The organism is Kovacikia sp. CALU 1929 (assembly GCF_056784235.1).
In genome coordinates, this window is sequence record NZ_JBXBCF010000071.1 from 38,122 (window position 1) to 62,750 (window position 24,629).

Annotated in this window: 26 protein-coding genes and 1 pseudogene; 8 read left to right on the plus strand and 19 right to left on the minus strand. The window is 47.9% G+C overall.

The window, feature by feature from the left end:
• Positions 1–33: 33 nt before the first annotated feature.
• A complete protein-coding gene (locus AC1S52_RS16645) occupies positions 34–504 on the plus strand; it encodes a hypothetical protein (protein WP_482030154.1) in 471 nt (156 codons plus the stop codon).
• Positions 505–643: 139 nt separating this feature from the next.
• Positions 644–1,636, plus strand: a complete 993-nt coding sequence (gene cysK / locus AC1S52_RS16650) for a cysteine synthase A (protein WP_482030156.1) — start codon at positions 644–646, stop codon at positions 1,634–1,636.
• Between the two features lie 100 nt (positions 1,637–1,736).
• On the opposite strand, the gene AC1S52_RS16655 is transcribed toward cysK, so the two are convergent.
• From AC1S52_RS16655 to AC1S52_RS16665, 3 genes are all read right to left on the minus strand, one after another.
• The gene (locus AC1S52_RS16655) at positions 1,737–4,082 is read right to left on the minus strand and encodes an NACHT C-terminal helical domain 2-containing protein (protein ID WP_482030157.1); all 2,346 of its coding nucleotides are present in this window, start codon (positions 4,080–4,082) and stop codon (positions 1,737–1,739) included.
• Positions 4,083–4,118: 36 nt separating this feature from the next.
• Positions 4,119–4,742 (minus strand): Uma2 family endonuclease, encoded by a 624-nt coding sequence (locus tag AC1S52_RS16660; RefSeq protein ID WP_482030158.1) that lies wholly within the window; start codon positions 4,740–4,742, stop codon positions 4,119–4,121.
• 172 nt (positions 4,743–4,914) lie between these two features.
• Entirely contained in the window at positions 4,915–5,343 is a 429-nt protein-coding gene (locus tag AC1S52_RS16665; RefSeq protein ID WP_482030159.1) for a protein tyrosine phosphatase family protein, read from the minus strand.
• 174 nt (positions 5,344–5,517) lie between these two features.
• Between AC1S52_RS16665 and AC1S52_RS16670 the strand changes: the two genes are divergently transcribed.
• From AC1S52_RS16670 to AC1S52_RS16685, 4 genes and pseudogenes are all read left to right on the plus strand, one after another.
• Positions 5,518–6,060 carry a sterol desaturase family protein gene (locus AC1S52_RS16670; protein WP_482030160.1) on the plus strand — a complete coding sequence of 181 codons (543 nt, stop codon included), beginning with the start codon at positions 5,518–5,520 and terminating at the stop codon, positions 6,058–6,060.
• 17 nt (positions 6,061–6,077) lie between these two features.
• Positions 6,078–6,467: pseudogene (locus tag AC1S52_RS16675) on the plus strand (2-oxoglutarate and iron-dependent oxygenase domain-containing protein); the annotation flags it as partial.
• 81 nt (positions 6,468–6,548) lie between these two features.
• Positions 6,549–7,097, plus strand: coding sequence for a 2OG-Fe(II) oxygenase family protein (locus tag AC1S52_RS16680; RefSeq protein ID WP_482030306.1), 549 nt, complete (start codon positions 6,549–6,551; stop codon positions 7,095–7,097).
• Between the two features lie 54 nt (positions 7,098–7,151).
• Positions 7,152–7,955 carry a phosphate/phosphite/phosphonate ABC transporter substrate-binding protein gene (locus tag AC1S52_RS16685; protein ID WP_482030161.1) on the plus strand — a complete coding sequence of 268 codons (804 nt, stop codon included), beginning with the start codon at positions 7,152–7,154 and terminating at the stop codon, positions 7,953–7,955.
• Here AC1S52_RS16685 and AC1S52_RS16690 read toward each other — a convergent pair.
• The 10 genes from AC1S52_RS16690 to AC1S52_RS16735 form a co-directional block, all read right to left on the minus strand.
• The gene (locus AC1S52_RS16690) at positions 7,901–9,382 is read right to left on the minus strand and encodes a tetratricopeptide repeat protein (protein ID WP_482030162.1); all 1,482 of its coding nucleotides are present in this window, start codon (positions 9,380–9,382) and stop codon (positions 7,901–7,903) included. The genes AC1S52_RS16685 and AC1S52_RS16690 overlap by 55 nt on opposite strands.
• A gap of 115 nt (positions 9,383–9,497) precedes the next feature.
• Entirely contained in the window at positions 9,498–9,728 is a 231-nt protein-coding gene (locus tag AC1S52_RS16695) for a phycobilisome linker polypeptide (RefSeq protein WP_482030163.1), read from the minus strand.
• A 100-nt stretch (positions 9,729–9,828) separates the two neighbouring features.
• On the minus strand, positions 9,829–10,695 hold the full coding sequence (locus tag AC1S52_RS16700) for a phycobilisome rod-core linker polypeptide (protein WP_482030164.1): 867 nt from the start codon (positions 10,693–10,695) through the stop codon (positions 9,829–9,831).
• Positions 10,696–10,761: 66 nt separating this feature from the next.
• Positions 10,762–11,577, minus strand: a complete 816-nt coding sequence (locus AC1S52_RS16705) for a phycobilisome rod-core linker polypeptide (protein WP_482030165.1) — start codon at positions 11,575–11,577, stop codon at positions 10,762–10,764.
• A 182-nt stretch (positions 11,578–11,759) separates the two neighbouring features.
• On the minus strand, positions 11,760–12,251 hold the full coding sequence (gene cpcA / locus AC1S52_RS16710; protein ID WP_482030166.1) for a phycocyanin subunit alpha: 492 nt from the start codon (positions 12,249–12,251) through the stop codon (positions 11,760–11,762).
• Between the two features lie 66 nt (positions 12,252–12,317).
• Positions 12,318–12,836: a phycocyanin subunit beta gene (locus AC1S52_RS16715; RefSeq protein WP_482030307.1), complete on the minus strand. Its 519-nt coding sequence runs from the start codon at positions 12,834–12,836 to the stop codon at positions 12,318–12,320.
• Between the two features lie 851 nt (positions 12,837–13,687).
• Positions 13,688–14,950 (minus strand): ABC transporter substrate-binding protein, encoded by a 1,263-nt coding sequence (locus tag AC1S52_RS16720; RefSeq protein ID WP_482030167.1) that lies wholly within the window; start codon positions 14,948–14,950, stop codon positions 13,688–13,690.
• A 195-nt stretch (positions 14,951–15,145) separates the two neighbouring features.
• Positions 15,146–15,970, minus strand: coding sequence for an ABC transporter ATP-binding protein (locus AC1S52_RS16725; RefSeq protein ID WP_482030168.1), 825 nt, complete (start codon positions 15,968–15,970; stop codon positions 15,146–15,148).
• A complete protein-coding gene (locus AC1S52_RS16730) occupies positions 15,967–17,049 on the minus strand; it encodes an acyl-CoA dehydrogenase family protein (protein ID WP_482030169.1) in 1,083 nt (360 codons plus the stop codon). The genes AC1S52_RS16725 and AC1S52_RS16730 overlap by 4 nt, the downstream gene beginning before the upstream one ends.
• Positions 17,050–17,060: 11 nt before the next feature.
• The gene (locus AC1S52_RS16735; RefSeq protein ID WP_482030170.1) at positions 17,061–17,588 is read right to left on the minus strand and encodes a DUF4242 domain-containing protein; all 528 of its coding nucleotides are present in this window, start codon (positions 17,586–17,588) and stop codon (positions 17,061–17,063) included.
• A gap of 141 nt (positions 17,589–17,729) precedes the next feature.
• Here AC1S52_RS16735 and AC1S52_RS16740 point away from each other — a divergent pair, with 141 nt between their 5' ends.
• Positions 17,730–18,377, plus strand: coding sequence for a type I restriction endonuclease subunit R (locus AC1S52_RS16740; RefSeq protein ID WP_482030171.1), 648 nt, complete (start codon positions 17,730–17,732; stop codon positions 18,375–18,377).
• 265 nt (positions 18,378–18,642) lie between these two features.
• Entirely contained in the window at positions 18,643–20,070 is a 1,428-nt protein-coding gene (locus AC1S52_RS16745; RefSeq protein WP_482030172.1) for a pentapeptide repeat-containing protein, read from the plus strand.
• A gap of 80 nt (positions 20,071–20,150) precedes the next feature.
• Here AC1S52_RS16745 and AC1S52_RS16750 read toward each other — a convergent pair whose 3' ends face one another.
• The 6 genes from AC1S52_RS16750 to AC1S52_RS16775 all read right to left on the minus strand — a co-directional run bounded on the left by AC1S52_RS16750 (position 20,151) and on the right by AC1S52_RS16775 (position 24,608).
• Positions 20,151–20,858 (minus strand): TerC family protein, encoded by a 708-nt coding sequence (locus AC1S52_RS16750; protein ID WP_482030173.1) that lies wholly within the window; start codon positions 20,856–20,858, stop codon positions 20,151–20,153.
• Positions 20,859–21,008: 150 nt separating this feature from the next.
• The gene (locus AC1S52_RS16755) at positions 21,009–21,419 is read right to left on the minus strand and encodes a YidH family protein (protein WP_482030174.1); all 411 of its coding nucleotides are present in this window, start codon (positions 21,417–21,419) and stop codon (positions 21,009–21,011) included.
• A 63-nt stretch (positions 21,420–21,482) separates the two neighbouring features.
• A complete protein-coding gene (locus AC1S52_RS16760) occupies positions 21,483–22,130 on the minus strand; it encodes a hypothetical protein (RefSeq protein ID WP_482030175.1) in 648 nt (215 codons plus the stop codon).
• A 22-nt stretch (positions 22,131–22,152) separates the two neighbouring features.
• Entirely contained in the window at positions 22,153–22,890 is a 738-nt protein-coding gene (locus tag AC1S52_RS16765; protein WP_482030176.1) for a cadmium resistance transporter, read from the minus strand.
• A gap of 81 nt (positions 22,891–22,971) precedes the next feature.
• Entirely contained in the window at positions 22,972–23,649 is a 678-nt protein-coding gene (locus AC1S52_RS16770) for a DUF1003 domain-containing protein (protein ID WP_482030177.1), read from the minus strand.
• A gap of 173 nt (positions 23,650–23,822) precedes the next feature.
• Entirely contained in the window at positions 23,823–24,608 is a 786-nt protein-coding gene (locus AC1S52_RS16775; protein WP_482030178.1) for a class II glutamine amidotransferase, read from the minus strand.
• Positions 24,609–24,629 lie beyond the last annotated feature (21 nt).

Consider the following 24,629-nt stretch of genomic DNA (forward strand, 5'->3'; position numbering starts at 1 on the left):
CAATGTCCTGATTCATCAGGAGCGCTGACGCTAATGACGACACAAAATTTGCAACGAGATGCGATCGCGAATATTCCCCGCAGCCTGGTCAGGCGGGCTTCCATTGCCTTTGCCGCTGGTACGTTCGGGGGACTGGTCAATAGTCTAACGGTCTGGTTATTCGGGTTGATCGGCATTACGGCTTTGTTTGGCGTTAAAATTGCCCCAGCCCTTTCTCCATCATGGCTCTACCCCCGACTGGTTTGGGGTGGGTTGTGGGGACTTCTATTTCTGTTGCCGGTCTACCACCTGATTCGCAAACCCCTCTGGTTCTATGGCTTGCTGTTCAGCCTTTTGCCATCCCTGGCACAGCTATTTTTAGTGTTCCCGTTTAAAGATGGTAAAGGGCTTTTAGGACTTGCCCTGGGAGGTTTAACCCCTGTGTTTGTGCTGCTGTTTAACGCGGTTTGGGGTCTGGGAACTGCATTCTGGCTTCACCTCAGCGATCGCCAGGGGGTGGATTAACTGGCATTTTTTTAATTCTAGTTAAGTCCTTAAACTCTACCGGTTTACCGTAGTATATTGGATGTAAGTCCACTGAGCTTCAGTTCTACTGGGCTATTGACTGGACATCATTCATCCTTGCCCTGTACGGAGTAGCGCTATGCAAATTGCAAACAACATTACGGAACTCATTGGTAGAACCCCACTGGTGCGGCTAAACCGAATTCCCCAGGCAGAAGGGTGCGTGGCGGAAGTAGTCGCTAAACTGGAAGGATTTAACCCCACAGCATCAGTCAAAGACCGGATCGGCATCAGTATGGTTGAGGCTGCCGAGGAAGCTGGCTTGATTCAGCCCGGAAAAACCGTTCTGGTGGAACCCACGTCTGGCAATACAGGCATTGCTCTGGCACTGGTTGCAGCCGCCAAAGGTTACCGATTGATTTTGACTATGCCCGATACGATGAGCCTGGAGCGACGGGCAATGCTGAAAGGATATGGTGCTCAGCTAGAACTAACTCCAGGAGCGCAGGGGATGAAAGGAGCGGTGGCACGGGCGGAGGAGATTGTCGGGCAAGTTCCCCATGCTTTTATGCTGCAACAGTTTGCCAATCCAGCAAATCCCAAAATTCACCGGGAAACCACCGCAGAAGAACTGTGGGCAGATACCGATGGCAAAATTGATATTTTGATTTCCGGTGTGGGTACGGGCGGCACTATTACGGGCGTGGCAGAGGCACTCAAACCACGCAAACCAGCATTTCAGGCGATCGCAGTTGAGCCAGAAGAAAGTCCTATCCTCTCTGGTGGGCAACCGGGACCGCATAAGATTCAGGGAATTGGAGCCGGGTTTGTGCCCCAGGTATTGAAACTGGAATTAATTGACGAGGTGATTCAAATCAGTAGTGAGGAAGCCTTAACCTTTGGTCGTCGTCTGGCGCGGGAAGAAGGGCTGTTGTCGGGGATTTCTTCGGGTGCGGCATTGGCAGCGGCGATTCAAGTTGCCAAACGCCCTGAGAATGCCGGAAAGTTGGTGGTCTTTATTCAGCCCAGCTACGGGGAGCGTTACCTCAGCACGGCTCTATTTCAGGATTTACCTGATGTGGAGGTGCCCGGTTTCAATGGTGCCAATCGGGCATTGTCCGCAATTAATTGAGCGGCGATGGGTTATTGGTAAGCATCACTCTCAGAGACAGACAGGGGCGATCTGGCTCCTGTCTTTTTTCTTGGATAGGCTGGGAGCCAGGGAGTAAAATTTAACCTGACTCTGTTGCCGCATGATTCCTTTCCTCGATTTCTGTGATCGGTAACAACAACTCTTCCTCAATCTTTTCCTTAAATTCTTGACTAACCTTGGAACAATCATTTAGGCAACATACAAAAAGATTGTTTGCATTATAATATTGTCTCAAAATTGTTCTATCTGTTTCATTAAATGCTTGCTCCTGTAAAGCATTCTTAAATGCAAGCATAAATTCCTTAAAATTCACATCAACAGTATATTCATTCGTTTCCCACCAAGATATTTGTGCTTCTATCTCAGTTGCAAGCCAAGTTGGAATCAATGATATACCTTTACTTCTTGCGCTATGTAGTATCTTTGAATCAAAATGGCAAGATGGATTTTTTATAGGCTCTAGAACTTCATTCAGTCTACTTGCAAAAGGAAAGCTCACAAATGCATCTAATCTGCCCGTAGGAGTATTACCAAGAGATGGCTCCAAATTAATAGCCAACTCATATCCGTGAATACTGAACTGAGAAACTTGGCAAAACTCCAAGGCAGCACGATGACTAATGTAATTACAGCATTGTTCAATATGAAGAGCTAGGTGAATATTGTGAACAAACCTTACCATGTAGCAAAAGTAGAGAGTACGAATGACCGGTATCCAACTAATAACTTCAGAAACCTCATAATCTTGAAACTCAGATGTTCCAAGTAAAGCATCTATTGAACTAAATCTTTTGTGGGCTGAAGCTAGAAGATCTTGTACTTTCTTGTTCTGACAAACTAAATCGTCTACTTTTTTCTTAAGTAGCCAAAACCCTTCTTCTAGACTATCCAGTTTTTTTTGAAAAAACTCTCGGATCAGGGGATGCATTTGATATTGATCGGTGCCCTGAACTAAATGTAGATTCTCTAATTCGACTCTCGCATCTTCTAGAGCTTCAATTTCCGATTCAGGAGTCACATTACTGAGAAGTAACCAGACTGTTTGAGCCGACGAGCAAATGCTCAATGATTTACCTAACTCCTGGGCAGATTCGCTCAGCACTTCCCAACTCAACTCAAAGGCTGCCGCGACCCCTCGCTCAATGGTTTGGGTACGGGTGCGATCGCTCTCATGCACCTCCAATGATGAATGATTCAATCCCTTTGATTCCAGTCGCTTCAGCATTTCTGCCAAAGATATTCGACGCTTCTTAAGATAGTGCCCAACCAGGGTTAAAGCTAATGGTAAACGCCCTAATCTTTCACATAGTTCCGATGCGCCATCGCTTTCAGCAGATAGGGTTTCTACACCGACCCATTGTTTTAGTAACTCCAGTGCTGCATCCAGCGTCAGTAATTCTAAAGTTAATGCACAGGGTAAATCGTCGAATTTGAACCGTGTAGTGATTAAAACTCGAAAGCGGCTCTTTTGAGGTGGTAAATACGGCTTAATCTCAGGATAATTATCTACATTATCCAACACCACCAGCACATCCCCTGGTCGCCATTTCGTCCAGCAGAAGCCTACTTGAGCGACTGGCGATGAATTCAACCCATCTGGGATTTCAAGTTGAAGGCGCGATCGCGCAAATTCAACAATTTGCTGCCCCACATCTTTTTCATTTGCTTTCAGCCAACAAATTCCACCTGGGTAATTCTGCTTGTGGGTTAGAGCATATTGCAGTGCCAGTTCTGTTTTCCCCACACCACCCATCCCCATCACCGCACAAACCGTCACTTGCCCATGTGCTTGAATCTGCTGGTGCAATTCTTTTATTTTCTGCTCTCGACCCACAAATTTTTCTGGTGCGATACCGCAGTAAGGCAAGTTATCTGGAGTCTCTGTAACTCCTTCAGATGTTCGATCCAGATTTGGAGGAATGCCTAAAATCTCAATTCTCTGTTGAGGAGAAAGTTCTCGGACAATATCCCAAAGCCCATCATTGCTCAAATGGTCAATCTCAATATTGGGATACTGTTGCCGCTTCCGTTCTAAAATTTGAGGAATATCTGGAGGAAGTCCCCGCTTAACGTTGTAAACAAACATCCACTTCTTGAGGCTACCTCCCCAGTGTTGGATTGCCCCATCCAGATCTTCATTAATCTTTTTCTGAAGTTCTGACTGCTTCAGTTCATCAGGTGAATAAACCTGGAAAAAAGTGGAATCAGTCTGAAAAATACCATCACATTTGAGATCGCCTATATTGCCGTAGGGGCGAACTCGAACAAACTTTTCACCCAACTTACGCACCATAATGTCTTCAAAGAGTTGCTGGAAATCATCTCCAGATCCTTTGAGGCGGCGGTTCTCAAACTCCAGCCAATGGTAGCGAGTGGTTGGATCGTACTCTTGTGGTGTGTTATCTGAAGTCCTATCAAGACTCACAGCAGGGACAATTCCTCATTGACAAAGGCACTTCTATTATGCACCCTTGATCAAATCACGCCATGCCTTGAGGGTAGTATGTTCTGCTTCGGGGCGAATATAGGTAGCCAAAACAGCAGGATCTAAATCTGGGAAAAATTGGCTGCGGGAAACTTCCTGATAGGCTGAACTGTCCGGGTTTAGAGCCTGTAGGGTAAAGTGCCCATCCTGCCAGAACCAGACTTCTGCAATGGGCAAACCCCGGTAAACCTCCAGCTTATCTAACCCCCCACTGCTAATAACCACATCGATCGCCACATCAGGAAACTCCTTACGACTCCCGATACAGTGACTTTCATCCGGCTCCAAGCCTCTGACTCTGGCTTCCCGCCGAAAGGTGGCTGATCCATAGCTATAGAGTGGAATATCCTGTTCCAACGCATAAATTTCCAGGAGCCGAGCGATCATCTTTTTGATCATTTCGTGCTCTGGAGAATTGGTCATGATTTCGAGTGTTCTTTCCAGATAAGTCAGACGTAGACCTGGTTTTTCATTGAAAATCTCCAGGAGTTGTTCATACTGAAGCCAACTTACATTATCAACATAGATACGAGGTTCTGAGATCGCAGGAAACACCAGCTTTTCCAGTTCCTTCTGAGGAATCTCTACCGTCACGCGCATCGCTTTTACTCCTGTCATCCCAGTGTGGGACTGATCTCAAAATTGCCTATTACAAGTTTGCATCGCCAATTTGACATTAACACAGTCCACCAAAGTGAGATTACGCTGCACGATCTTCAGGACAGAGACCCGCGTTGATTTCTACAACTCACACCTCACACCTCACACCTGACTACCCATAAGTCTCCTGAATGAACTGCTTCAGGTGCGGTTGGTCTAAATTTAGTCCAATTTCGGTTGCCTTTTCAGTCAGTTGTTCCAAAGTCCAGTTCTCACGTTTTGCCGTCGCAATCAGGGCGATCGCGCCCGCTCGCAAGCCTGCGCCACAGTGAACCAGCACAGGTTTGGGTAAGCCTTCCAAGGCTCCGATTGCTTGGCTGACCAACACTGCATCCACCACTGAGGAATTGAGCGGAACATGGGCATATTCCAGCCCAGCCGCTTCAGCCTGTTGTTGCTCATCGGGTAGGGAGTTGGCTTCACCAGGCGATCGCAAATTGAGCACCGACTTAAACCCGGACTCAGAAGCTTGCTGCAAATCTTCAGGGGAGGGCTGCCCCGCCACACTCAGTTCATCACTAACCTTCTTCGCTGGTTCCATAGAGCCTTCCAATTCTTTTCAAGAATGTGTTCTCGCCAACATTAGGTTGACAAGCGACTGAGGGTATACTTTTGGTCATTATATACGGTATCTCAATTGACTTGACTTAATTGATGCGGCGATTGTCAGGAATCTATTTCAGAATCTAATACTGGTTGATTGTAAGGAGTGTGAATGCTGATTGCGATTGGGCAATTTATCCTGGGTCAATTTGTAGTTGCGTGGTCGTTGTTATTCCTGGGTGATTTTATATCTACGTTTTGTTATCACATCCCAGAGCATGTGTTTGGTAAATTACATTTGCAAACTCACCATGCAACTAAAAAAACATTCCACCACTATGCCGTGCTTTTACCCAACATCAAGGTTCTGCTGGATGGGTTGTTAGGTGCCTTGCCTTATTTACTTGTTGCCCTGATTTTATGGAGATACTCTCCCGTGGGTGTGGTGATTGGGTTACTTTTGGGACAAATTCATGTCTGGTGGCGGCATACCAGTGCGCTGGGGTGGCGAACACCCTGGCTGATCCAGGGTTTCTGCCGATTGTTTGGAGTCACCACTCCCGAACAACACTGGCTACATCATCAGAAAGTGGCCCAGGGATTTGGTGATATTTTTACCTGTTTTGATCTGCCTGCAAAAGTTTGGTTTCGCTGGTTGAGATGGTTAAGATGGAATGGGCGAAGTCTGTTAATCAAACCCAATCAAGTTTGTTGAGTAAAGAAATTTGTTTCATGCCACCATCACTGCCTATTCAAGGTTCAACCATCCCAGTGATTGATATTCAACCATTGATTACAGGTATTGGAGACCTGGAGAGCGTTGCGGCACAAATCAATCATGCCTGTTGCAAGGTTGGTTTCTTTTATATCGCCGGACATGGAGTTGATGAAAGGTTGCAGTAGCGATTGGAATACCTCAGCCGCCAATTTTTTGCCCAGGATTTAGAAACAAAACTACAAATTCGGATGGAGTTAGCGGGGAGAGCATGGCGTGGATATTTTCCGGTCGGGGGTGAACTGACATCCGGTAAACCTGACTTGAAAGAGGGCATTTACTTTGGGGAAGAACTGCTCCTTGATCATCCCCTGGTCAGGGCTAAAACAGCGATGCACGGTGCCAACTGGTTTCCGTCCACAATTCCTGATTTCCGTCCAGTAGTGCTTGATTACATGGCAGCGATGACCCAACTGGGGCACCAGTTAATGGCTGGAATCGCTCTTAGTCTGGGGTTGGAGGCTTCCTACTTTCGCGATCGCTACACGACCAATCCCTTTACCTTGTTTCGGATCTTTCACTATCCCTCTTTTGCGGTATCTGAACTGCCTGAAGGTGACACCCCATGGGGCGTGGGAGAACACACCGACTATGGTATTCTGACCATTTTGAAGCAGGACGATCGCGGTGGGTTACAAATCAAATCAAAATCTCGCTGGTTGGATGCCCCCCCGATTCCTGGAACGTTTGTGTGCAATATTGGGGATATGCTAGATCGGATGACAGGCGGTTTATATCGTTCAACACCCCATCGCGTCAAAAACGAGTCAGGGCGCGATCGGCTTTCCTTTCCCTTCTTTTTTGACCCTAATTTTGATGTGGAAATTCAGCCCATTGAGTTCCATCAAGCCGTAACTGATGACAAAGAAGAGCGCTGGGACAAAGCCAATGTTCATAGTTTCGAGGGAACCTACGGTGATTATGTTATAGGCAAGGTATCAAAAGTATTTCCGCAACTTTGCGGAGACGAGTTTTAGGTCTCCCTAGTCTTTGCGATTTTGAAGGACTGGGGAGAGTTGTATGATTGGAAAATGAATGGTCAACCAGTACTGCAAGCAGTTTCCTATTTGGCTCCCAACTGGTTTGGGTTTTACCAGACTGTGACGGATGCCCTGGAGCGATCGCTATCAATCAAAATCCAGCTTCAGCAGGGTAAGTGTGATCCCTTAGAGGATCCATTGCTGTTACACGATCAACTGGATTTAGCTTTTATTTGTGGATTACCGTTTATTCGTCATCACCAAGCAAATCCAAATCAGTTGCAGGTATTGGCATCACCTGTGATGAACGCATCCCGTTATCACAATCGTTCCATCTATTTTTCTGATGTGGTTGTAAATGCAACGAGTGAGACGTATAACTTTAGCGATTTAGCAGGTCAAACCTTTTGCTATAACGATCCCGGTTCTAACAGTGGCTATAATCTGGTGCTGTGGCATTTGTTAAAAAGTGGTTATGGGACTAATTTTTTGGGTGATTGGGTTGAATCCGGTTCCCATCAGCGATCGCTTGAGTGGGTGATTGAAGGGCGGGTTGACTGGGCAGCGATTGACAGCACTGTGCTGGAACAGACTTTTGCAGATCATCCAGAGTTAGCCAGCCAGGTGCGAGTGATTGCAGCGATCGGTCCCTCACCAATGCCGCCAATGGTTGCCGCCACCCATCTAGGAACGGCAGTGATTCAGCAATTGCGATCGGCTTTATTGAATCCTGACTCAATCTTGCACAATGCGATGGCAACGGCTGGAGTCCAGCGTTATCATCCTCAGCAATGGCAGGACTACGAAATTTTGGCGGCAATGTATGCGGCTGTTTTGAGAGAATGGATGGAATGATCGGGTGGGGATGTCATGAAGGGGCGCGATCGCAGTTTGCGGTTCACCAAAATTGCCGATGGGCTTGAGAAATCATAAATCACACAGCGATTCTGTTCTTTTTGCCATGCATCCTGATAGAGTTGCTGGAACAGATCTCGCTGGGTGTGACTGCCACCAATTTCGTGCAAACGGGGTAATACAGGTTTTAAGCGGGCGATCGCCTCTGCCCAGTAACCCATGCCATAGGCAACGATTCCTTTTGCCACCGGAATGGCAACCTCACTCCAGGCTGAACGCCAGCAGGGGTTGACGGCTTGAACATAAAGATACATGCTGTCCAGCATTTCACTGACCTGATCGGTTTGTCCACTGCGTGCCAGAGCGTAAATATAGTGCAAATCCTGGAACGGCAGGGAATGTTCATGCAGGCGAGGAGCCAAATAACCACTCAAATCCTGCCAGCGAGAACCCACATTGATACCCTGCAATTCCAACCGTAGTAGTGTGGCGATCGCACCTACCTGATCTTTCGGTGATTCTTTCCGAGCACGTCCCCACAGATGAACATCGTAAAGGTTCAACACGGTTTGAAATGATCCTTTTGCCAGGTAATACAGAGCAATATGCCACCAGTTATGGGTATACAGCATGGAGTTGCAATGCTCCCAGGTATCTGCATGGCGTTCCATCCAGGCTATGCCCTCATCAATTCGACCCTGCACATCGAGAACATGAGCGATAGCGTGATGTGCCCAGGGGTCATAGCGGTTGATTGCCACCGCCCGATACGCCATGTCTTCTGCTTCCGACAAACGATGGCACTGTTCTAGCCCAAATGCCACCATCCCGTGCAGATAGTGATTACCAGGGTTAGCAGGCAGCACCCGTTCTGCAATTTTTAGCAGCAGGCTGGTTTCCCCTCGATAAAAATAGTGGTACTGCGCCTGCTGGACGGCAAGTAAATCCTGGGGATACTTCTCGACAATGGCTTTGTGCAGAAAGATTGCCCGGTTGATGTCGCCTTCTGCCCAGGCGGCGATCGCCTGCACCGTCCAGCGCTCTCGTTCGCTAATATCGCCCAACCGCCGTTGAGCCGCTTTCAGGTGCGGAATCGCCCGTTTGCGAGACACGGCTTCTTCTTGGGAGAGATAGTAAGCAGCCGTGTAAGCATGGATCAGTGCACACTCGCGATCGGCGGTATTCCCCTGGAAAAGGGTCGTTTCCGCATCCTTGCCGTAACCGAGCGCTTGATGGGTGAAGCGATTTATAGCGGCGATCGCAGCAGGCGAATCGGTCGTAACCGCCAGTCCTTGAGCATCTTTTAGCATGATGGTTAAGTGGGATGAGGATTGGTCGTTGACGGCAAACTTGGATGCCTTGTGAGGAAACAACGGTAAATTGATAGGAATACCGTATTTACTTTCTCCAAGTATGGCATAAGTCATCCTGAATTTCACCCGCTAATTCTTAGAAAAGTTAGGCGCGTAGAGAGTATTTCTAAGCATAAAAAAAGTGCCCCGCTCTGGCGTGACACTTGTGCCTCTCGAACCATTTGAGTTGCTATGCAACCGGCTGTATGCTCACGATTTTGCCGCCGAGCCGGTTAATACGTTGAATTTCTTCGTTCATGCGATCGAAGGGGACGGTAATGAACACACGGGCACTGGAACGGATCGGATGCTCCTGTTGACCAGTCACTTCATTGTGATGCAAACCTGTGATCTCATACCGAAAGTAACGGCTGCCGTTCGCGGTGTTGCTATTTCTGCCACCAACAACATAACCAAACATAGGGACTCCTTGTCTTAAAGAGGGGCGCTGCTGAATAGCAGTATGAATTGAAGACTTTCAATTCATACACGCTCTAATTCATACCCAGATTCAGCAATACCTAAAGAGGCGTAATGCTGGCAACTTTGCCACCTTGTTTCTGTACCCGCTGCAAATGGTTAGACAATTCCTCGTAGGGAACAATCACTGCCTGATTCACCCGTCGCACACGGGGATACCCCGGTCCAGAGATACCTGCGGTTTCAACCCGGAAAAGTTGCCTGTCACCGAAGGCTTTTGAACCACCAAAAGTACTGCTGGGGGTGACACCTCGCAGGGGTGGACGATAGGCAAAGCCATTGCCAGAACCGGCAGGAGGAATGATGGTAGAGGCGCTGTTTCGACCCAATTCGCCAGCAAGCCGGGAAGACGAGCCTGCCAGTTGGGAGCGATCGCTGGTGGCATACCCCCGATAGAGTTGAAAAATGCGGGTAAATCCGGCGGCGGTGTGCCCTGGTTGGGTCACAAAACTGCGGTAGTAGGGAACGATATTGTCACCAAAGTTTTGCTGATACTCCAGTGAATCAATGTAGGAGTCAATATCGGCATCATAGCCTTCGTTTTGATACCGATCCAGGTGTTCAGTCACTTCAGATTCATCATAGGGAGCACGTCCCAGCAAATGCTTGTAGTTCAACTCGATCGCACGAGTCTGAAAATTGTTGTAGAAAAACTTGGTTTTATACAACTCTGACTTTGCGACCTGTCGGACAAACTCTTGAACCGTGATTGTACCATTTGCCAGCAAAGATTCGGCTCCTTTCAACCGTTCTGCTTGCAGCAAATAGTCGTTGCCCAATACCTGACGGTAAACGGCTGCAATCACCCGTGCAATTTCTGCTGAACTTGCATTGCTGCGTAACTCAATTGGTGCTGCGTTACTAAAAGCAGACGTGCCAAGACGGGATGCTGCGCTAGTGATAGCCATTCAAAGATCTCCGCGATGTTTTTACTAATTTCTAAGTTTGTTGCTGGCAAACAACTGAATCACCCATTAAGAGAGGGTAACACCAATGACCCTGCGCCCCTGGCGATTGAGTTGTTGCAATCGAGTAGAGAGTTGCTCAAAGGGAACGACCACTTCAGCAATACTCTGACGAACCGTGGTGGAATTTTGGGCAGCGGATTGGGTGAAACGAATCCGGTAGGTATTACCGTTGCGGCGTCCGGTTGAAGCTCCGGTCAATGACCCCGTTGCAGGAGGGGAGATGGGAGATGCCAAATTTCTGGCTAAATTCCAGGTTAACTGTCCTTTGGGCTGGTTTTGGGCGCGATCGCTGTTGGCATACCCACGATAAAGCTGAAATAAATGGGTAAACCCTACGGTTCGCTGTCCTATGGTTGTTTGAAAGTCCCGGTAATAGGGGACGATGTTGTCACCAAAGTGTTGTTGATATTCCAACGAATCAATGTAGGAATCAATATCAGCTTCGTAGCCTTTTGAGTGATAAAGATCAACGTGATAGGCAATTTCTAGCTCATCATAGGGGGCACGCCCTAATAGATGCTTGTAATTCAACTCAATGAAGCGGATCTGGGAATTGGAATTAAAAAACTTTTTCTGGTACAACTCTGATTGGGCGATCGCCCGCACAAAGTCACGCACACTAATTTGCCCCTGGCGCAACAGTGACTCTGCACTGCTCAAGCGCTCACTTTGCATCACATAGTCGTTACCTAAGACCTGACGATAAGCTGCCCAGATGACCGCTTGCACATCCTCTTCCGATCGCACAGAGCGCAATTCAACCCTTGCCGCATCTGCAAACGGACGAATCCCTAACCGACTTGCCTCTCCCAATGCTGTCATGGTGACCTCTCCTTGCCAACGTTTTACCGAGTTCAGGAAGACCAATTGCGTAGTCAGCAGAGGAGAGTCAACTCTTTTAGCAAAAGGCATTTCTGCCATTTTGAAAGGGATTGAACTCCCCCCAGGCTAACTACGCAATAGGCTAGACGCGTTTACAAACTTTCAGTCGTGAAAACCCAGTGTTAGCTCAGGGCATTGATCACATAGTCAATGTAGGAATTTGCTTCCACGGCTGGGTCACCAGACAAACCATGATTTGCCTTGATGTACTTGAGAGCCTCAATGTACCAGCTAGGAGACAGCTCAAAAGAGCTGTTAATTTCAGCCAGTCCAGCAACCAGATAGTCATCAATGGGACCTGTACCACCAACGACCAGCGCATAGGTGACAATCCGCAGGTAGTAGCCAATGTCACGCACGCACTTTGCCTTACCACGAGCATCATGGGCATAGTTAGGACCCTGCAACTGAGTGGTGTAGGGGAATTTCTGGTACACCGCATTAGCAGCCCCTTCTGCTAGGCTTTGAGCCTTGCCAGATAGGGTTTTGACTGCCTCCAGCGAACTGGCGGCTTGCCGAAACCGACCGAAGGCAACCTGGTACTCGGTACTGCCCAAAAAGCGCCCCTGGGAATCGGCGGTTGCAACAGCTTCAGTTAAGGGAGTCTTACTCATTGATTGGATATCTCCGAATTTAAGGTTTACAACGTTTTGATGAGAAATTGCTGGAAGAGAGATGGGTTAGCCAACCGCAGCAGCAGCCCGATCAAAATAGCTTGCAGCTTCCGCCAGCAGAGCACTGCAATCGCCTTTGGTGACACCATTAGAGTCGCCTGCGATCGCGAGGGAAGCTTCCTTCAGTTTTTGAATTCCCACTGCAACCGAGGGTCCTGGAGTGCCCAGTGCCAGATAGGTTTCACGCAGACCATTGAGTGCCCGGTCATCCAATACGCTGGCATCACCCGTAAAGATGGCATAGGTGACGTAGCGCAGAATAATTTCCAGATCTCTCAAGCAGGCTGCTGCACGCCGATTGGTATAGGCATTACCGCCGGGAGCAATCAGTTGGGGTTGCTCGGCAAACAGGTCGCGGGCTGCACTGGTCACGATAGCAGAAGAATTGCTGCTAATCCGGTTGACGATATCGACTCGCTTGTTACCGTCTTTAACGAGAGCAATCAGCGCGTCTACCTGAGAATTGCTAAGGTATTCTCCCCGAGTGTCGGCTTGAGAGACAACCTTAGCAAAAGCATCTAACACCATAGTTTCAATCTCCTGAATGTTGATCTGGTTGAGAATATGTTGTGGTTTGAAACCAAATAGGGAAGGGTTAAGCTTCCATCTCCAGTCGGACAAGTCAATTACAGAAAAAGTGAAAAAACAGATTTAGAAAAATTCTAAATTTGATTTTTCAATCAATACTTTCCTTGAAAAAATGCCCTGCTCTTTCAAAATTCTGATAAATGCTTGCCAGACTTTTTTTGAGAGAGATGAGAGTCAATTTAATAGAGTTTGTTTTCTCTGCCCTATCTCAATCCCTACAAGTATTTTTTACAATGACTATGGCACCATTTTTATTACAAATTGTTTAGAATCCATTTTTTTCTCATTTTCAGTTTTTCTGATTCTGCTTTTAATTTTGGGGGTTAAAAACTTCCAATGAAAAATTCATTTATAAGCCGCAAGTCTTTATGGATAAGGATTTTGAACCTCGCTTCTCGTCTGACATACGAGGAAAAGATATTTTTAAACCATCTATCAATTGTGGTTAAAGTTACAATATTCTTGTATACGACATTCCATAATCCTGTTGATTTTTCCCCGTATTAGCATTGCCAATTGTTTATTTGATGGCGACTATTTTTCAGAATATAAACGCTTATTTTAAGTTAGATTTCGATTGTATTTTCAGTTACAAAAATACTGCGTTTAAGATTACATTTAACAAAAAGCTGAGCGATCGCGCCCCGTGCGATCGCTCAGCATGACAAATCCTGCTAATACAATTTTCCTTAACGCAGCAATTTATTTAAACTCAAACCTTCTCAGACCTCCGAGGTCTTCAAAATCTCGGAGGTCTAAGGCTGACTATCCCCTAACACCTAACGGAGCTAAACCGAAATGGTTTCAGAACGAGACAGATCTGCCTGCAAACCAAACGCTTGAGCACCTCCAACCTGTTGTAAGGCTGATTTAACAAACGAGTCATCCACCAGATCTTTGGCAACCTCTTCCGGTTTCAGAGCTTGTAGAAAAGCAGTTTCTCCTTCGACCTGGGTTTCCTTGAGCAGGCGTACCAGTTGTTCCGTGTAGGACGGAAAGGGATAGGGCTGAAAATCAATCCGATTAATGCCCCAGTCGGGATGGGCGATCGCCCCCTGTTTGCTGTAGAACTCGGTGTCATAGTAGGTAAGTGCCCGCTCCAGGACAGGCAATGGATGGGGCGTGTACTTGCCGCCATCTTTAGACAGGATTTGAGCCACTTCGGGGCGGTTATCGCGTGACCAGGCTTGCGCCTTGACCAGGGCATTGACCACTCGCTGTGTCCACTCCTGGCGCTGGGTAACATCCTCCTCATGGACAAACACCACACAGCAGGCGTGGTCTTTCCAGACATCTCCGGTAAAGCGTAGAATTCGACCCGTTTTCAAGTTTTCAGCCGCTGCATTGAAGGGTTCTGCGACGATGTAGCCGCCAATGCTCTTATTCGCCAGGGCAGACACCATATCCGGCGGGGGTAATACGACTAAATTCACTTCGTTTGCAGCAACCACAGCATCCTGAGGTTTGCGGACGACATTCAGCCCTTCCTGCTTAAGCAATTGTTGCAACACAACATTATGGATGGAGTACCAGAAGGGCACGGCAATCGTCCGTCCACCCAAATCCTTCGGCGTTTCCACCTCTGGAATCACGGTCAACGCCGAACCATTCGTATGATTCCAGGCAATCACTTTTGCCGGAAACTTACGCCCATATCGAATCCAGACGGTGACAGGCATCAATACATGAATCACATTCACCTGACGTGCTAAAAATGCCTCTACAATCTGTGCCCAGGAGCGGAACAGTCGCGGTTGTTCGGCGGTTAACCCTTCTGCCTCGTAGAGTTTGCGCGAGTGGGCAACCAGCAGTGGGGCAGCGTCGGTAATGGGTAAGTAACCAATTTTGACGGGCTGATCGTCTGCAACCGAGGGCTGCGTCGTGGCGACGGGTTGGGAAGTGTTCGTTGCTTGCGGGGAAGTTTGCTGGCACCCCCCGATCGCCATTGTGGCAGTCAATGAGGTTGTAAACAGGCTGGAGAGTTTGAGAAAATCTCGCCGGTTCATGCCACAGCACAGGCAAGTGTAAGGATGCATAAATGGTTTGTTCATAAGTATTGTTTCAGGACTTATTTGCTTTAAATTCCCGGCTTTTGAATCAAATTTAGTGAGAGTCAATACTGAATTAGAGAAGCCGGGGATCTGGAGGGGTTGGGGCGCTGGTGCCAAAACCTCGGAGGTTTGAGCGCCTGTACGGGTCATCATTCAATATCTGGTTAAAACCTCCGAGGTTTACGCAGGTTCTACTTAAGTAACTTGATCCATCACGGTTGAGAGTTCTTCAAGAATGGTGAGCCGCAGTTTAGTTAATGCCTGTGCCTGCTGAAAGCGAGGCTTGGGTTGGTTAACCTGCCATGCTCGATGAATCCGTCCGGGGTGGCGACTCATCAGTAAGACGCGATCGCCCAACAGCAGTGCCTCATCAATATCGTGAGTCACCAGCAAAACCGTACTTTGATGGCGTTCAATCACCTCCAATAGCAGCTTTTGCATTTCCAATCGGGTGATGGCATCCAGGGCACTGAAGGGTTCATCCAACAGCAACAATTTGGGCTGACGGGCAAGGGCACGCGCCAATGCCACCCGCTGCGCCATGCCACCCGACAGTTGATGGGGATACGCCCGCTCAAATCCCTGCAAATGCACACTGGCAATGGACTCACTGACGCGCGATCGCACCTCCCCACGGGACAGGCGAGCCATCTGCTTGAGTTGCAAACCAAAGGCAATGTTTTGCCAGACGGTCAGCCAGGGCAGCAGTGCCGCCTGTTGAAACACCAGCCCAATTTGAGGGTGGGGTGCAGTCAGACGGCTTCCTTGCAAGTAGATTTCACCCTGACTGGCGGGCTGTAATCCGGCGATGGTTAGCAGCAATGAAGACTTGCCGCAACCGCTGGCACCCACCAGGCAGACGACCTCTCCGGCATGGATGTGCAAATCGATTTCGGCAAATGCCGTGAACGTTCCCTGACGGGTGTTGTAGTCTTTTTGCAACTGCCGCACCATCAACACAGCGTCTCCCGATGCAGGAGGCGTTTTTGAGTGGGCGATCGCAGTCTGGAAATGGGTCATACCCGATCCTCTGCCAGGGCGTGACGGTGTAATTCGGTTTCCAGTTGCACCAGGCTGGGGGTCAACACTGGCAAAAAGGCGACTTCTCGCAAGCGGCGGGCAGTCCCGCTAGGTTTGAGATAGGCGGCTCCCCCTTTTGCCTCCAGTTCCAATTGCACCAGTTCTACGGCTATGCGGGTTAACCCAATCCGCAATTCAAATAGCTGACGGGTCTGTGCCAGGGTAAAAGCGGTTAAGCTACTCAAACACCAGATTTGAGTTTCCAGGCTTGCCAGCGTCACTGCGCTGGACCTCAACCGGGCGGTCAATGCCTGTTCATTGTTGCCATCGATGCTTTGCAGGATTTCTTGCAGCGATCGCCGCGCCATACCGAGCGCCAATCCGCATTGCATCAGCAGAAATGCCGGACGAATGTTGGGTAGAAAATCCGGCGCATTGTCGCTAATAATCCAGGTGTGGGGAAGTTGCACATTATTCAGTTGTATGGTGCTGGTCCAGGAAGATTGCAAGCCAAAAAGTTGTAGATCCTCACCCCGTTTCAGTCCGGCGGCACTGGCTGGAACGGCAACGACGAGCGATCGCCCATTTTCGGTTTGAGCGGCTACCGCTACGGCAAACTCTCTCGGACGCAGATTTGATGCCCAGGGTAGAAATCCGTTGAGCGTCACAGTGTCAGCATCTAATTTTGCCCCAACTCGCAGTTGCTCAATCCCTGCCAGGTGTTTCATCGCGTTGGATAGCCCGGTTGCACCCGATAGCTGGGCATTCAACACCTGGGGCAGAATTTCCGCCTGTAACCAACGATTATCACTGGCAGCTAGATATTCAATAAATGCCCGCTGGCACCAGAAAACAAAACCACTGGTGAGACACTGCTCAGAAACGGTGGCGATCGCTTCCACGACATCCAGCAAACTTCCCCCAACCCCACCCAGCGACTCCGGCACCCCCAAACCTAAACAGCCAGCCTGTGCCAGTTGAGCCAATGACTCACCGACACTGCTGCCGTTCGAGCCATCATTTAAGCGTCCGGCGCGTTCAGCTAATTGCAATTGCAACTTTGAATCCTGACTGATCATCTGAAGGTTCCTCAATGCAGATTGCGAATGGGGGTGAGGCGATCGATGGGTGCCCCGACCGCTTCCCGTGCTTGTTTGACGGTGGGTTCATCGGGACTGTCGTAGAAACAGAGGCATTTACTCAAGTCTTCGCAGACGTAGGTACGCTCAAATTGCACATCCGGCACCTGGGCATAGAGGGGAGACTTTTCGGCTTTCCGTTTCAGGTAAGCCTCCATGGTCAAACCTGCCGGTAAATTCCACTCCACCAGGTAGTTTGCTTTCCCCTTGCGAGCTTTGACCGTTGCCAGGTCTTGCCCAATCAGACGCACCTGTTTCAGCAGCGTGACGGTCAATCCACCTGCTTCAAAGCTTTGCTGGGCGATCGCAGATTCCAGTGCATCAATCACCACAAACAAGCGCTGCAAATCTTCTCCAATCTGGGCTTCAATCAGTTCTCCCTGGTTGGCTTCTGCTTTAGTGGCTATCTGCTCCAGGGATTGCTGGATCTGCTCCGGTTGCAGACCTTTTAGCGCTCCTTCAATCAAATACAGCGACATTTCATCCTCGCCTACAATCTACGGTTACTCAGTAGACTTACCGTATTTATCTATGAGGCGATGATACAGGCAGAAGGTGGAAAACGCAACTCTGTGAATGGCTCATTGCTAGACTGAAAAGTAGCAAGCAGGTATCAGCCAATGGTTAGTGGTATTGGGATTACGGAATCAATTAAAAGCTTGGGCGATCTAGAAAGACGCTGTAATTTGCATCAGACAACCGACGATCGCTTTTTTAGTGAATGGCTGGATGCTCTGCCTGTCTTGGACGATCGCGATCGCACGGGGGTGGGTCGGATTAAACACCGTTATGACTACCATCGAGTAGATGGGCTGCTGTTAGAAGGCACGATTAACCTCGTGGTGGTTGCCCCGCTGCTGGAACTGGCAGGGTTTTTAGATCCCCCTTTTCGACTGCGATCGCCCTATGGCGTGGGGTTAGAACTGGAAGATCCCCAGGAAGTTATTCGCGGATTTATTGATACGCTGGTGATCCAGGAACGCCTGTGGATTTTGGTGATTGAATCCAAACGAACCAGTATTCCCGTTCCTGCTGCTTTACCTCAATTATTGGCTTATATGCTGGCAAATCCCCAGAATGGTTCACCCACCTTTGGGATGGCAACCAACGGGGATGAATTTGTGTTTCTTAAGCTCGTCCAAACAGAATCACCAGAGTACGATACATCGCGTACCTTTTCGCTATTTCCTCGACGGCATGAGTTAGGTGAAGTTCTCCAGATTTTGAAGCATCTGGGACAGATTATTTTGCCTGCTTCTGCCCAATAAGCGTCCCTTGTCATGTGGAGTATGAGAAGATCACTTGGCTATCAGATGAAAGCATCACTGTTGGTATAGATTAGCTGAATATGGATGATTGCAAAATTTTGTTATTAATCTACGTATACACTTTAGGTTTGATTAAAATAATAGTTATAAATAGGTTAGTTTTTAATCATTTTTTTACAACTCCTGTCTTTTCTAAAAGCCTCAGTATGATTTCCAAATAGTTCTTGTTAGAGGTAGATTGAGAAATGTAGTGTGGTGATCTACTATGACTCAATTGCAATTACCAGAACCCAGTGAAGGACAATCAATACAGCCTGCTCCTGACGGGCAAATTTTACAAGACCAGCAGGAAAATAATCAGCCACCTAACCAAGAACTAAAAGCTGCTGTTACTCCTCACTTTTGCAACGTTCAGAAGCAGATCGCAAGGGCATGGAAGTGGACTAATGACAACAACGGCGCATTGCAGATTGTTGGGGCAATTGTGGGAAGCATCGCTATCCCTCTTTTCCTCTTCTTTATAGCTGAGGCATTTAAACAAGCAGAAAACGATCGTGCAGAGGCACTAAGAGTTCAACAGGCGCAACAGGCAAAAGAAACGAGATCTCAGTTAGCTATAACCAACTATTTCAATCAGCTCTCGGAAATTCTTGTTCAAAGTGATTTACAGAACAATCCAGATCTACAAACCTTCTTGGCAGCAAGCACCGTCATGTTGCTACAAAATCCAGATTTGGAGCCTGAAGCAAAAGTCCAAAATTTTGGAGAACAAAAATCTCAACAAGCTTCTATTACAGAGGCAGCAGGAGTTGTATGCATGCGTCAACGTATTGATCAAAAGGGTCCAATTATCAGACATTTAATCAGAGCTGGTTTAGTTCAATCCAAAGATTCAGGCTTAAAAAATTTTCAACTGAAATGGCAGGGTAACAATTTACTCTCGTCCTCGCGCACCTATACCCCAAGCAAGCCTATCATTTCGTTAAATGGTGCCAGCCTTAATGATACTTGTCTTGTTAAAGTAGAACTCCCTGGGGCAAGTCTTTTTGAAGCAACGCTCAGTGGAGCCAATCTCAGGGAAGCTAATCTCATATTTGCTGATCTCCGCGCTGTCGATCTTAAAGGGGCTATTCTTGAAGATGCATGGCTAATTCGAGCAAACTTTGGGGATACAGGAGAAGAGCCGGATTGTTCTAAATATGATGGATGTGGACCTGCACGATTCAAGTCCTACCTCAGTGGAGCAAATTTGACAGGTGCTAACCTTTATATGGCAATTCTCAATAATGCGGTTCTTCAAAAGACCATTTTGAGTAGGGCAAATCTAACACATGCAGAGCTAAAGAGTGTGGACCTGAGCGGTGCGAATCTTAAGGATGCCAAATTTAGAGAAGCGGATCTTAGAGGTGCAAATCTTAGCGGTGCAAATCTTGAGGGGGCTACATTTGAAGAAGCAAACTTAAGTGATGTGAATTTGAGTGGCGCGGACTTTGGTAAACCCGATGATAGCTTACCTCCTAACGTAAACAAAGGAGCAAGTGAAATCAATAGACCGAGTAACTTAATCCCATCCGTTGCAGATTTTCGACAAGCTAAGGGGTTAACTAAAGAACAGGTTATGCAAGCTAAGAACTGGCAACATGCTCTCTATGACAAGGAATTACGTCAGCAATTGGGGTTGCCTTCGAACTAGAATATGCAGCGAAGACAAGTAACACGTTGTCCATAACGTACCCTTCAGGACTTAGCCAACATTTTGCATTTTGCACTATCTCATACATCCTCTTGCATTTCTGGCACAACCCGCTTGGAAAAGCCCCAGGTAAATAGGATTGCCATCATCATCAGCATTGTCCAATCGGGGGGAAGCAGGACGGGCTGGAACGCCTTGACTAGCAACCGCAGCCCTACCGCAAAAACAGTTAAATACGCCGCATCTTGCAGGTAAGTGAAGGTTGTTAATAACCGGATAAATACCCCTGCCATCACACGCAGGGTGACAATTCCAATCAAACATCCGGTTAAGACCAACCAAATCTGATCGGAGAGGGCAACGGCAGTGGTGACACTGTCAATCGAAAATGCCAGATCGGTCAGGGCAATCAATGGAATAAGTTGCCACAGCGTCGTGGGCGATCGCGTTGCCTGATCATCCTCCGCTTCGCTGCCCGATAACCGTCCCCAAAAATGCTTTCCGACTAACCACAGCAAATAGAGTGCCCCAGCTAATTCAAATTGCCAGAACTGAATCACCCAGGAAGCAGTTAACAACAGCCCCATTCGCAGTAGAAACGCAATGATGAGTCCCCAATTTAAGGCACGACGCTGTTGCTTGAGGTCGGGCATATCCTGGGCGATCGCGGCCAGGGCAACCGCATTGTCGGCGGATAGCACCGTTTCCAGAGTCACCAGCGCCAGCAAAATTCCCACAAGATCTAACGACCAGCCGTTAGGAGTGAAACTTGTCAAGGACTCAATCATCGCTATTTCCTGATTTTGAAATTAAGGAGTGAGAGAACAAAAAATCTAAGCGCAAATCATGGTTAAACCTCATCCAAGTTGAGAATTGAAAATTTTTCCAGGAAAAAACTACGGGTTTCTAAATTGGTAAGGTTTATCAGATATAAGACTTTATTCAATCAGCAGTTGAGAAGAAAACTCAAACGGGATAGCGAACACATAATAAATAACTCCAGCACCAAGCAACCCAATCACTAAGCTAAATAAAATGACTAACTGATCGGCTGGCTGATAGGTGTTTCCCTCAATCGTGTCGCGAACTAAAAAGTAATGTTGCACAGACAGAAACAACGTGAACATCCCCACAAGGGCAAACAGGATTCCTAATCTGAATCCATTACCTGGCAGAAACGTCATAGGCAACCGACTGATCCGAAACCGCACAATGATCACCCCAAAGCCAATCAAGGCGATCCCACTTCGCATCCAGGCTTGATACGTTCGTTCATTTGCTAGATGATCCCGCACTCGTTCAGAACTGAGTGGAATGGAGTTCTTTGTGCGTGGTTTTGAAGTTTGCATTGTTGTTGAGTTCCCTTTAGATCCCCGACTTTTTCAAGAAGTTGGGGATCGGATGATTCACGATTAATCGTTAATTGGTGCGTTGGGAAACTGGCGATCAATCATTGCCTGAGTGAAGTTAGGAACACTCCACGGGTCACCGGGCTTATAGACCTGTGCCGGAGTCAGGCTAAGCGACCACTCAGAGCTTCCCGGATAGGACATCACCATCATTTGACTGCCATCCACCGTAGTCGCAGCAACGGGGCCCCGCGCCTGACCATCGGCGGGTTCCAGCCCTACAACCTTCACCTCTGATGGAATATACACCCCATCACAGTCCCATTCATCATCGGTTGCCTGACCACTTGCCAGGTAGTAAATCGAACTGGGTGCCTGACCAAAGGGAAAGTGCTTTTTGACGTTTTTACCCTTACCGTAGATTGCCAGGGTATGTCCAGTCATGTTGAAACACTGTCCCCAGTTTTCTCCGGTTTCCAGGGCATATTTTTGCATTTGCAAATTCATGATCTGGTTCTGAACCGCTTGTGTTTCTTCAGGCGTGGCATTTTGGGTATCGGTTGACATTAAGTTATTCAGTTGTTGGGTCACCTGAGTATATTCAGGGTTTCGCATCAGCTTAAAGTAACTGGGTTCTGCCAGAGAGGGACGGGCGACCGCCAGATTAATGCAGAATACGAGCGCAACCAGTAAGACTTTGAACAATTTCATGCAAATTCTCCTTCTTTAAGGTTTATCTTTGATTCGTCAGGGTTTCCGGTTGAGGCAGGATGGTTACAGACCGTTGCCCGATTTGCCTGACCAGGGAGATCAGCCAGCAACCACTGATAATCAGAGTCAGAACTACCAGACCTCGATCTTCTAAGGTGTGGCTATCAATCAGAATCAAAATTCCGAGACCAACTAACACAAAGGGAACAAGCTGACTGCCGTAGCGGGTTAGGGTTTCAGCGATCGCAGGCACTTGTGTTAAACGATAGGCAGCAAAACACCAGACTCCTACAAGGGAGAAAAACACCCCTACCGTTAAAGCCAGCGATTGCCAGGTGCAGCTTGCAAACAGCGGCATATAAATCCCAATATTGTCTCCACCATTGGCAAACGTCACCGCTGCCACACTATAAGCCTGGGGGGAAATCAAGCTACTGAACCAGGTTTGCTGAGCTTGCGGTTCCTCTGAAGTAGAACTGTCATCTTCCTCCAAATGAACCAGGCGGCTGATGCCAATGGAGATCGGGACTAAACCAAGCAAGCCAATGCAGGGGCGGGGCAGCAGCAGGCTACCAAAGAAACCGGGCAGGCTGGCAATCACTAAGGCAGCAAATCCCAGATATTGACCTGTAACAATGTGCTTTCTCTGAAAAACTGCGGTGACCTGGGAGAAAAACAACATCAGGATCAAAATATCATCCAGGTTGGTAGCTGTGAAGGCGGTAAAGCCGGTTGAAATTACTGTGATAAGTCCGTTCATGATGGAATAAGTTCTCTAAGTTTTATGTGCATTCAGTCCGGACTGTTTGGCGCGCCTGATCTGTCGTCACAAAAAGGAATGTCAGGAGTTGCGGCAGGGGTTGCTATCTGAAGAGGAAGCCTTTACCGTGGCGCTATCTAAATCCAGGGCAGATTGAAATGATTGCCCTTCAACGTTGACAAAAAACATGCCATTGGGCTTTGTATTGAGCACAGGCAGCATTTCCGTTATTTTTTCACCCTTCATTTCTGGGTCACGCACCAAAACAACTCTAACTTCACTAGCTGTTTGTTGCTGTTTGATCAGGTTGCTCAATTCTTCCAACTTTTGCGTATACATCGCATCCATTTTCTCATGGAGCAATTCAATATTTTGAGCCGCCTGCAATGTAACCTGATAATTGTGGTTGGCACTTTCCCGGTCTTCTTCTGATTGACGGTTCTGGCTCATCAGCACCACGGGAGCCGTGTAAGCAGAGGCGAATGAAAACACCAGATTGAGCATGATGAAGGGGGACTCATCCCAGTGGGGCACCCCAGGCATCAGGTTCGCGCCAACCCATCCGGCTAGCACCACCGATTGCCCAATCAAAAATGCCCAGGAACCTACTTTAGTTGCCATTTTGTCAGCCAGCCGTTGCCCAAAGGTGGGAGGAATTTTTTCAGGTGGCTGAAGTTTGGCTCTTGCCGATTGCTTTAAAACCACAGCCGATGGCTGTTCAGCGTCCGTTTGCTTTTGCATCGTTTGATTTGGGTTCATGCTTCACCGCTTCGAGGTAACACGTTGATCGAAATCTTTCACGAATGCAGTTGATTAGCAGATAGCGTTCACACCATTCGGAAAAGCTGCATTCGGTATGTTCTTACTCTACGCAGGGCGATTAATAGAAGCAAATGTTCTTTTTTGTCAAAACGATAAATTGAATTGATGACTCAGGGTTGCTCAGAGGTCAGCTTGAGTCGTGATCCGTCCTGAAATGCTATCAGCTCACCGGGTTGCATCACTGTCCAGGTTTCGTTATCGGTCAAAGGAGTGGTGGCAATAATGGCAACCCGATCGCTCAATGTTGTCAATTCCTGAAAATCCACCGTGATGTCTTCATCAATCAGGTGAGCGGCTGCAAATGGAGCCTGACGCATAATGTAGCAAAGCTTGGTCGAACAATGGGCGAAAAAATGCTCTCCATCGGAAAGCAAATAGTTGAATATGCCATGACTGGCGATCGCCTGAGTGACCTGTTGCAAAACTGGATATAACGTTTCTAAGGGTGGCTTCTGATCGGGAAACGCCTGCCGCAGTTGATTCAGGATCAGGCAAAAAGCTCGCTCACTGTCGGTTTGTCCTACAGAACGGTAGAACCCGGTATTGTTAGGCTGCAATGTGGGCACATCTCCATTATGGGCGAACACCCAATAGCGTCCCCACAATTCCCGCACGAAGGGGTGACAGTTTTCCAGCCCCACCGGACCCACCGTTGCTTTCCGAATATGGGCAATCACATTCATCGACTTAATCGGGTATTGCCGAACTAACGCTGCGATCGGGGATGCAATCGAAGGCTTATCATCTAAAAATACACGGCAGCCTAACCCTTCAAAAAAGGCAATGCCCCACCCGTCCTTATGGTCATCTGTTTTGCCGCCTCTGGCACAAAACCCCTCAAATGAAAAGCAAATGTCCGTCGGCACGTTACAGTTCATTCCCAGTAGCTGACACATAGATGCTTGTCCTGCGCCCCT

What these genes read in the sequence shown, in the direction of transcription:
- AC1S52_RS16700 (WP_482030164.1), bottom strand. Translation starts at nt 10,695, where the DNA reads ATGGCTATCACTAGCGCAGCATCCCGTCTTGGCACGTCTGCTTTTAGT.
- AC1S52_RS16770 (WP_482030177.1), bottom strand. Translation starts at nt 23,649, where the DNA reads ATGAACCCAAATCAAACGATGCAAAAGCAAACGGACGCTGAACAGCCA.
- AC1S52_RS16765 (WP_482030176.1), bottom strand. Translation starts at nt 22,890, where the DNA reads ATGAACGGACTTATCACAGTAATTTCAACCGGCTTTACCGCCTTCACA.
- AC1S52_RS16685 (WP_482030161.1), top strand. Translation starts at nt 7,152, where the DNA reads ATGAATGGTCAACCAGTACTGCAAGCAGTTTCCTATTTGGCTCCCAAC.
- AC1S52_RS16760 (WP_482030175.1), bottom strand. Translation starts at nt 22,130, where the DNA reads ATGAAATTGTTCAAAGTCTTACTGGTTGCGCTCGTATTCTGCATTAAT.
- AC1S52_RS16665 (WP_482030159.1), bottom strand. Translation starts at nt 5,343, where the DNA reads ATGGAACCAGCGAAGAAGGTTAGTGATGAACTGAGTGTGGCGGGGCAG.
- AC1S52_RS16740 (WP_482030171.1), top strand. Translation starts at nt 17,730, where the DNA reads ATGGTTAGTGGTATTGGGATTACGGAATCAATTAAAAGCTTGGGCGAT.
- AC1S52_RS16775 (WP_482030178.1), bottom strand. Translation starts at nt 24,608, where the DNA reads ATGTGTCAGCTACTGGGAATGAACTGTAACGTGCCGACGGACATTTGC.
- cpcA (WP_482030166.1), bottom strand. Translation starts at nt 12,251, where the DNA reads ATGAGTAAGACTCCCTTAACTGAAGCTGTTGCAACCGCCGATTCCCAG.
- AC1S52_RS16735 (WP_482030170.1), bottom strand. Translation starts at nt 17,588, where the DNA reads ATGTCGCTGTATTTGATTGAAGGAGCGCTAAAAGGTCTGCAACCGGAG.
- AC1S52_RS16755 (WP_482030174.1), bottom strand. Translation starts at nt 21,419, where the DNA reads ATGCAAACTTCAAAACCACGCACAAAGAACTCCATTCCACTCAGTTCT.
- AC1S52_RS16680 (WP_482030306.1), top strand. Translation starts at nt 6,549, where the DNA reads ATGGCTGGAATCGCTCTTAGTCTGGGGTTGGAGGCTTCCTACTTTCGC.
- AC1S52_RS16695 (WP_482030163.1), bottom strand. Translation starts at nt 9,728, where the DNA reads ATGTTTGGTTATGTTGTTGGTGGCAGAAATAGCAACACCGCGAACGGC.
- AC1S52_RS16745 (WP_482030172.1), top strand. Translation starts at nt 18,643, where the DNA reads ATGACTCAATTGCAATTACCAGAACCCAGTGAAGGACAATCAATACAG.
- cysK (WP_482030156.1), top strand. Translation starts at nt 644, where the DNA reads ATGCAAATTGCAAACAACATTACGGAACTCATTGGTAGAACCCCACTG.
- AC1S52_RS16645 (WP_482030154.1), top strand. Translation starts at nt 34, where the DNA reads ATGACGACACAAAATTTGCAACGAGATGCGATCGCGAATATTCCCCGC.
- AC1S52_RS16750 (WP_482030173.1), bottom strand. Translation starts at nt 20,858, where the DNA reads ATGATTGAGTCCTTGACAAGTTTCACTCCTAACGGCTGGTCGTTAGAT.
- AC1S52_RS16720 (WP_482030167.1), bottom strand. Translation starts at nt 14,950, where the DNA reads ATGAACAAACCATTTATGCATCCTTACACTTGCCTGTGCTGTGGCATG.
- AC1S52_RS16660 (WP_482030158.1), bottom strand. Translation starts at nt 4,742, where the DNA reads ATGCGCGTGACGGTAGAGATTCCTCAGAAGGAACTGGAAAAGCTGGTG.
- AC1S52_RS16725 (WP_482030168.1), bottom strand. Translation starts at nt 15,970, where the DNA reads ATGACCCATTTCCAGACTGCGATCGCCCACTCAAAAACGCCTCCTGCA.
- AC1S52_RS16670 (WP_482030160.1), top strand. Translation starts at nt 5,518, where the DNA reads ATGCTGATTGCGATTGGGCAATTTATCCTGGGTCAATTTGTAGTTGCG.
- AC1S52_RS16690 (WP_482030162.1), bottom strand. Translation starts at nt 9,382, where the DNA reads ATGACTTATGCCATACTTGGAGAAAGTAAATACGGTATTCCTATCAAT.
- AC1S52_RS16730 (WP_482030169.1), bottom strand. Translation starts at nt 17,049, where the DNA reads ATGATCAGTCAGGATTCAAAGTTGCAATTGCAATTAGCTGAACGCGCC.
- AC1S52_RS16705 (WP_482030165.1), bottom strand. Translation starts at nt 11,577, where the DNA reads ATGACAGCATTGGGAGAGGCAAGTCGGTTAGGGATTCGTCCGTTTGCA.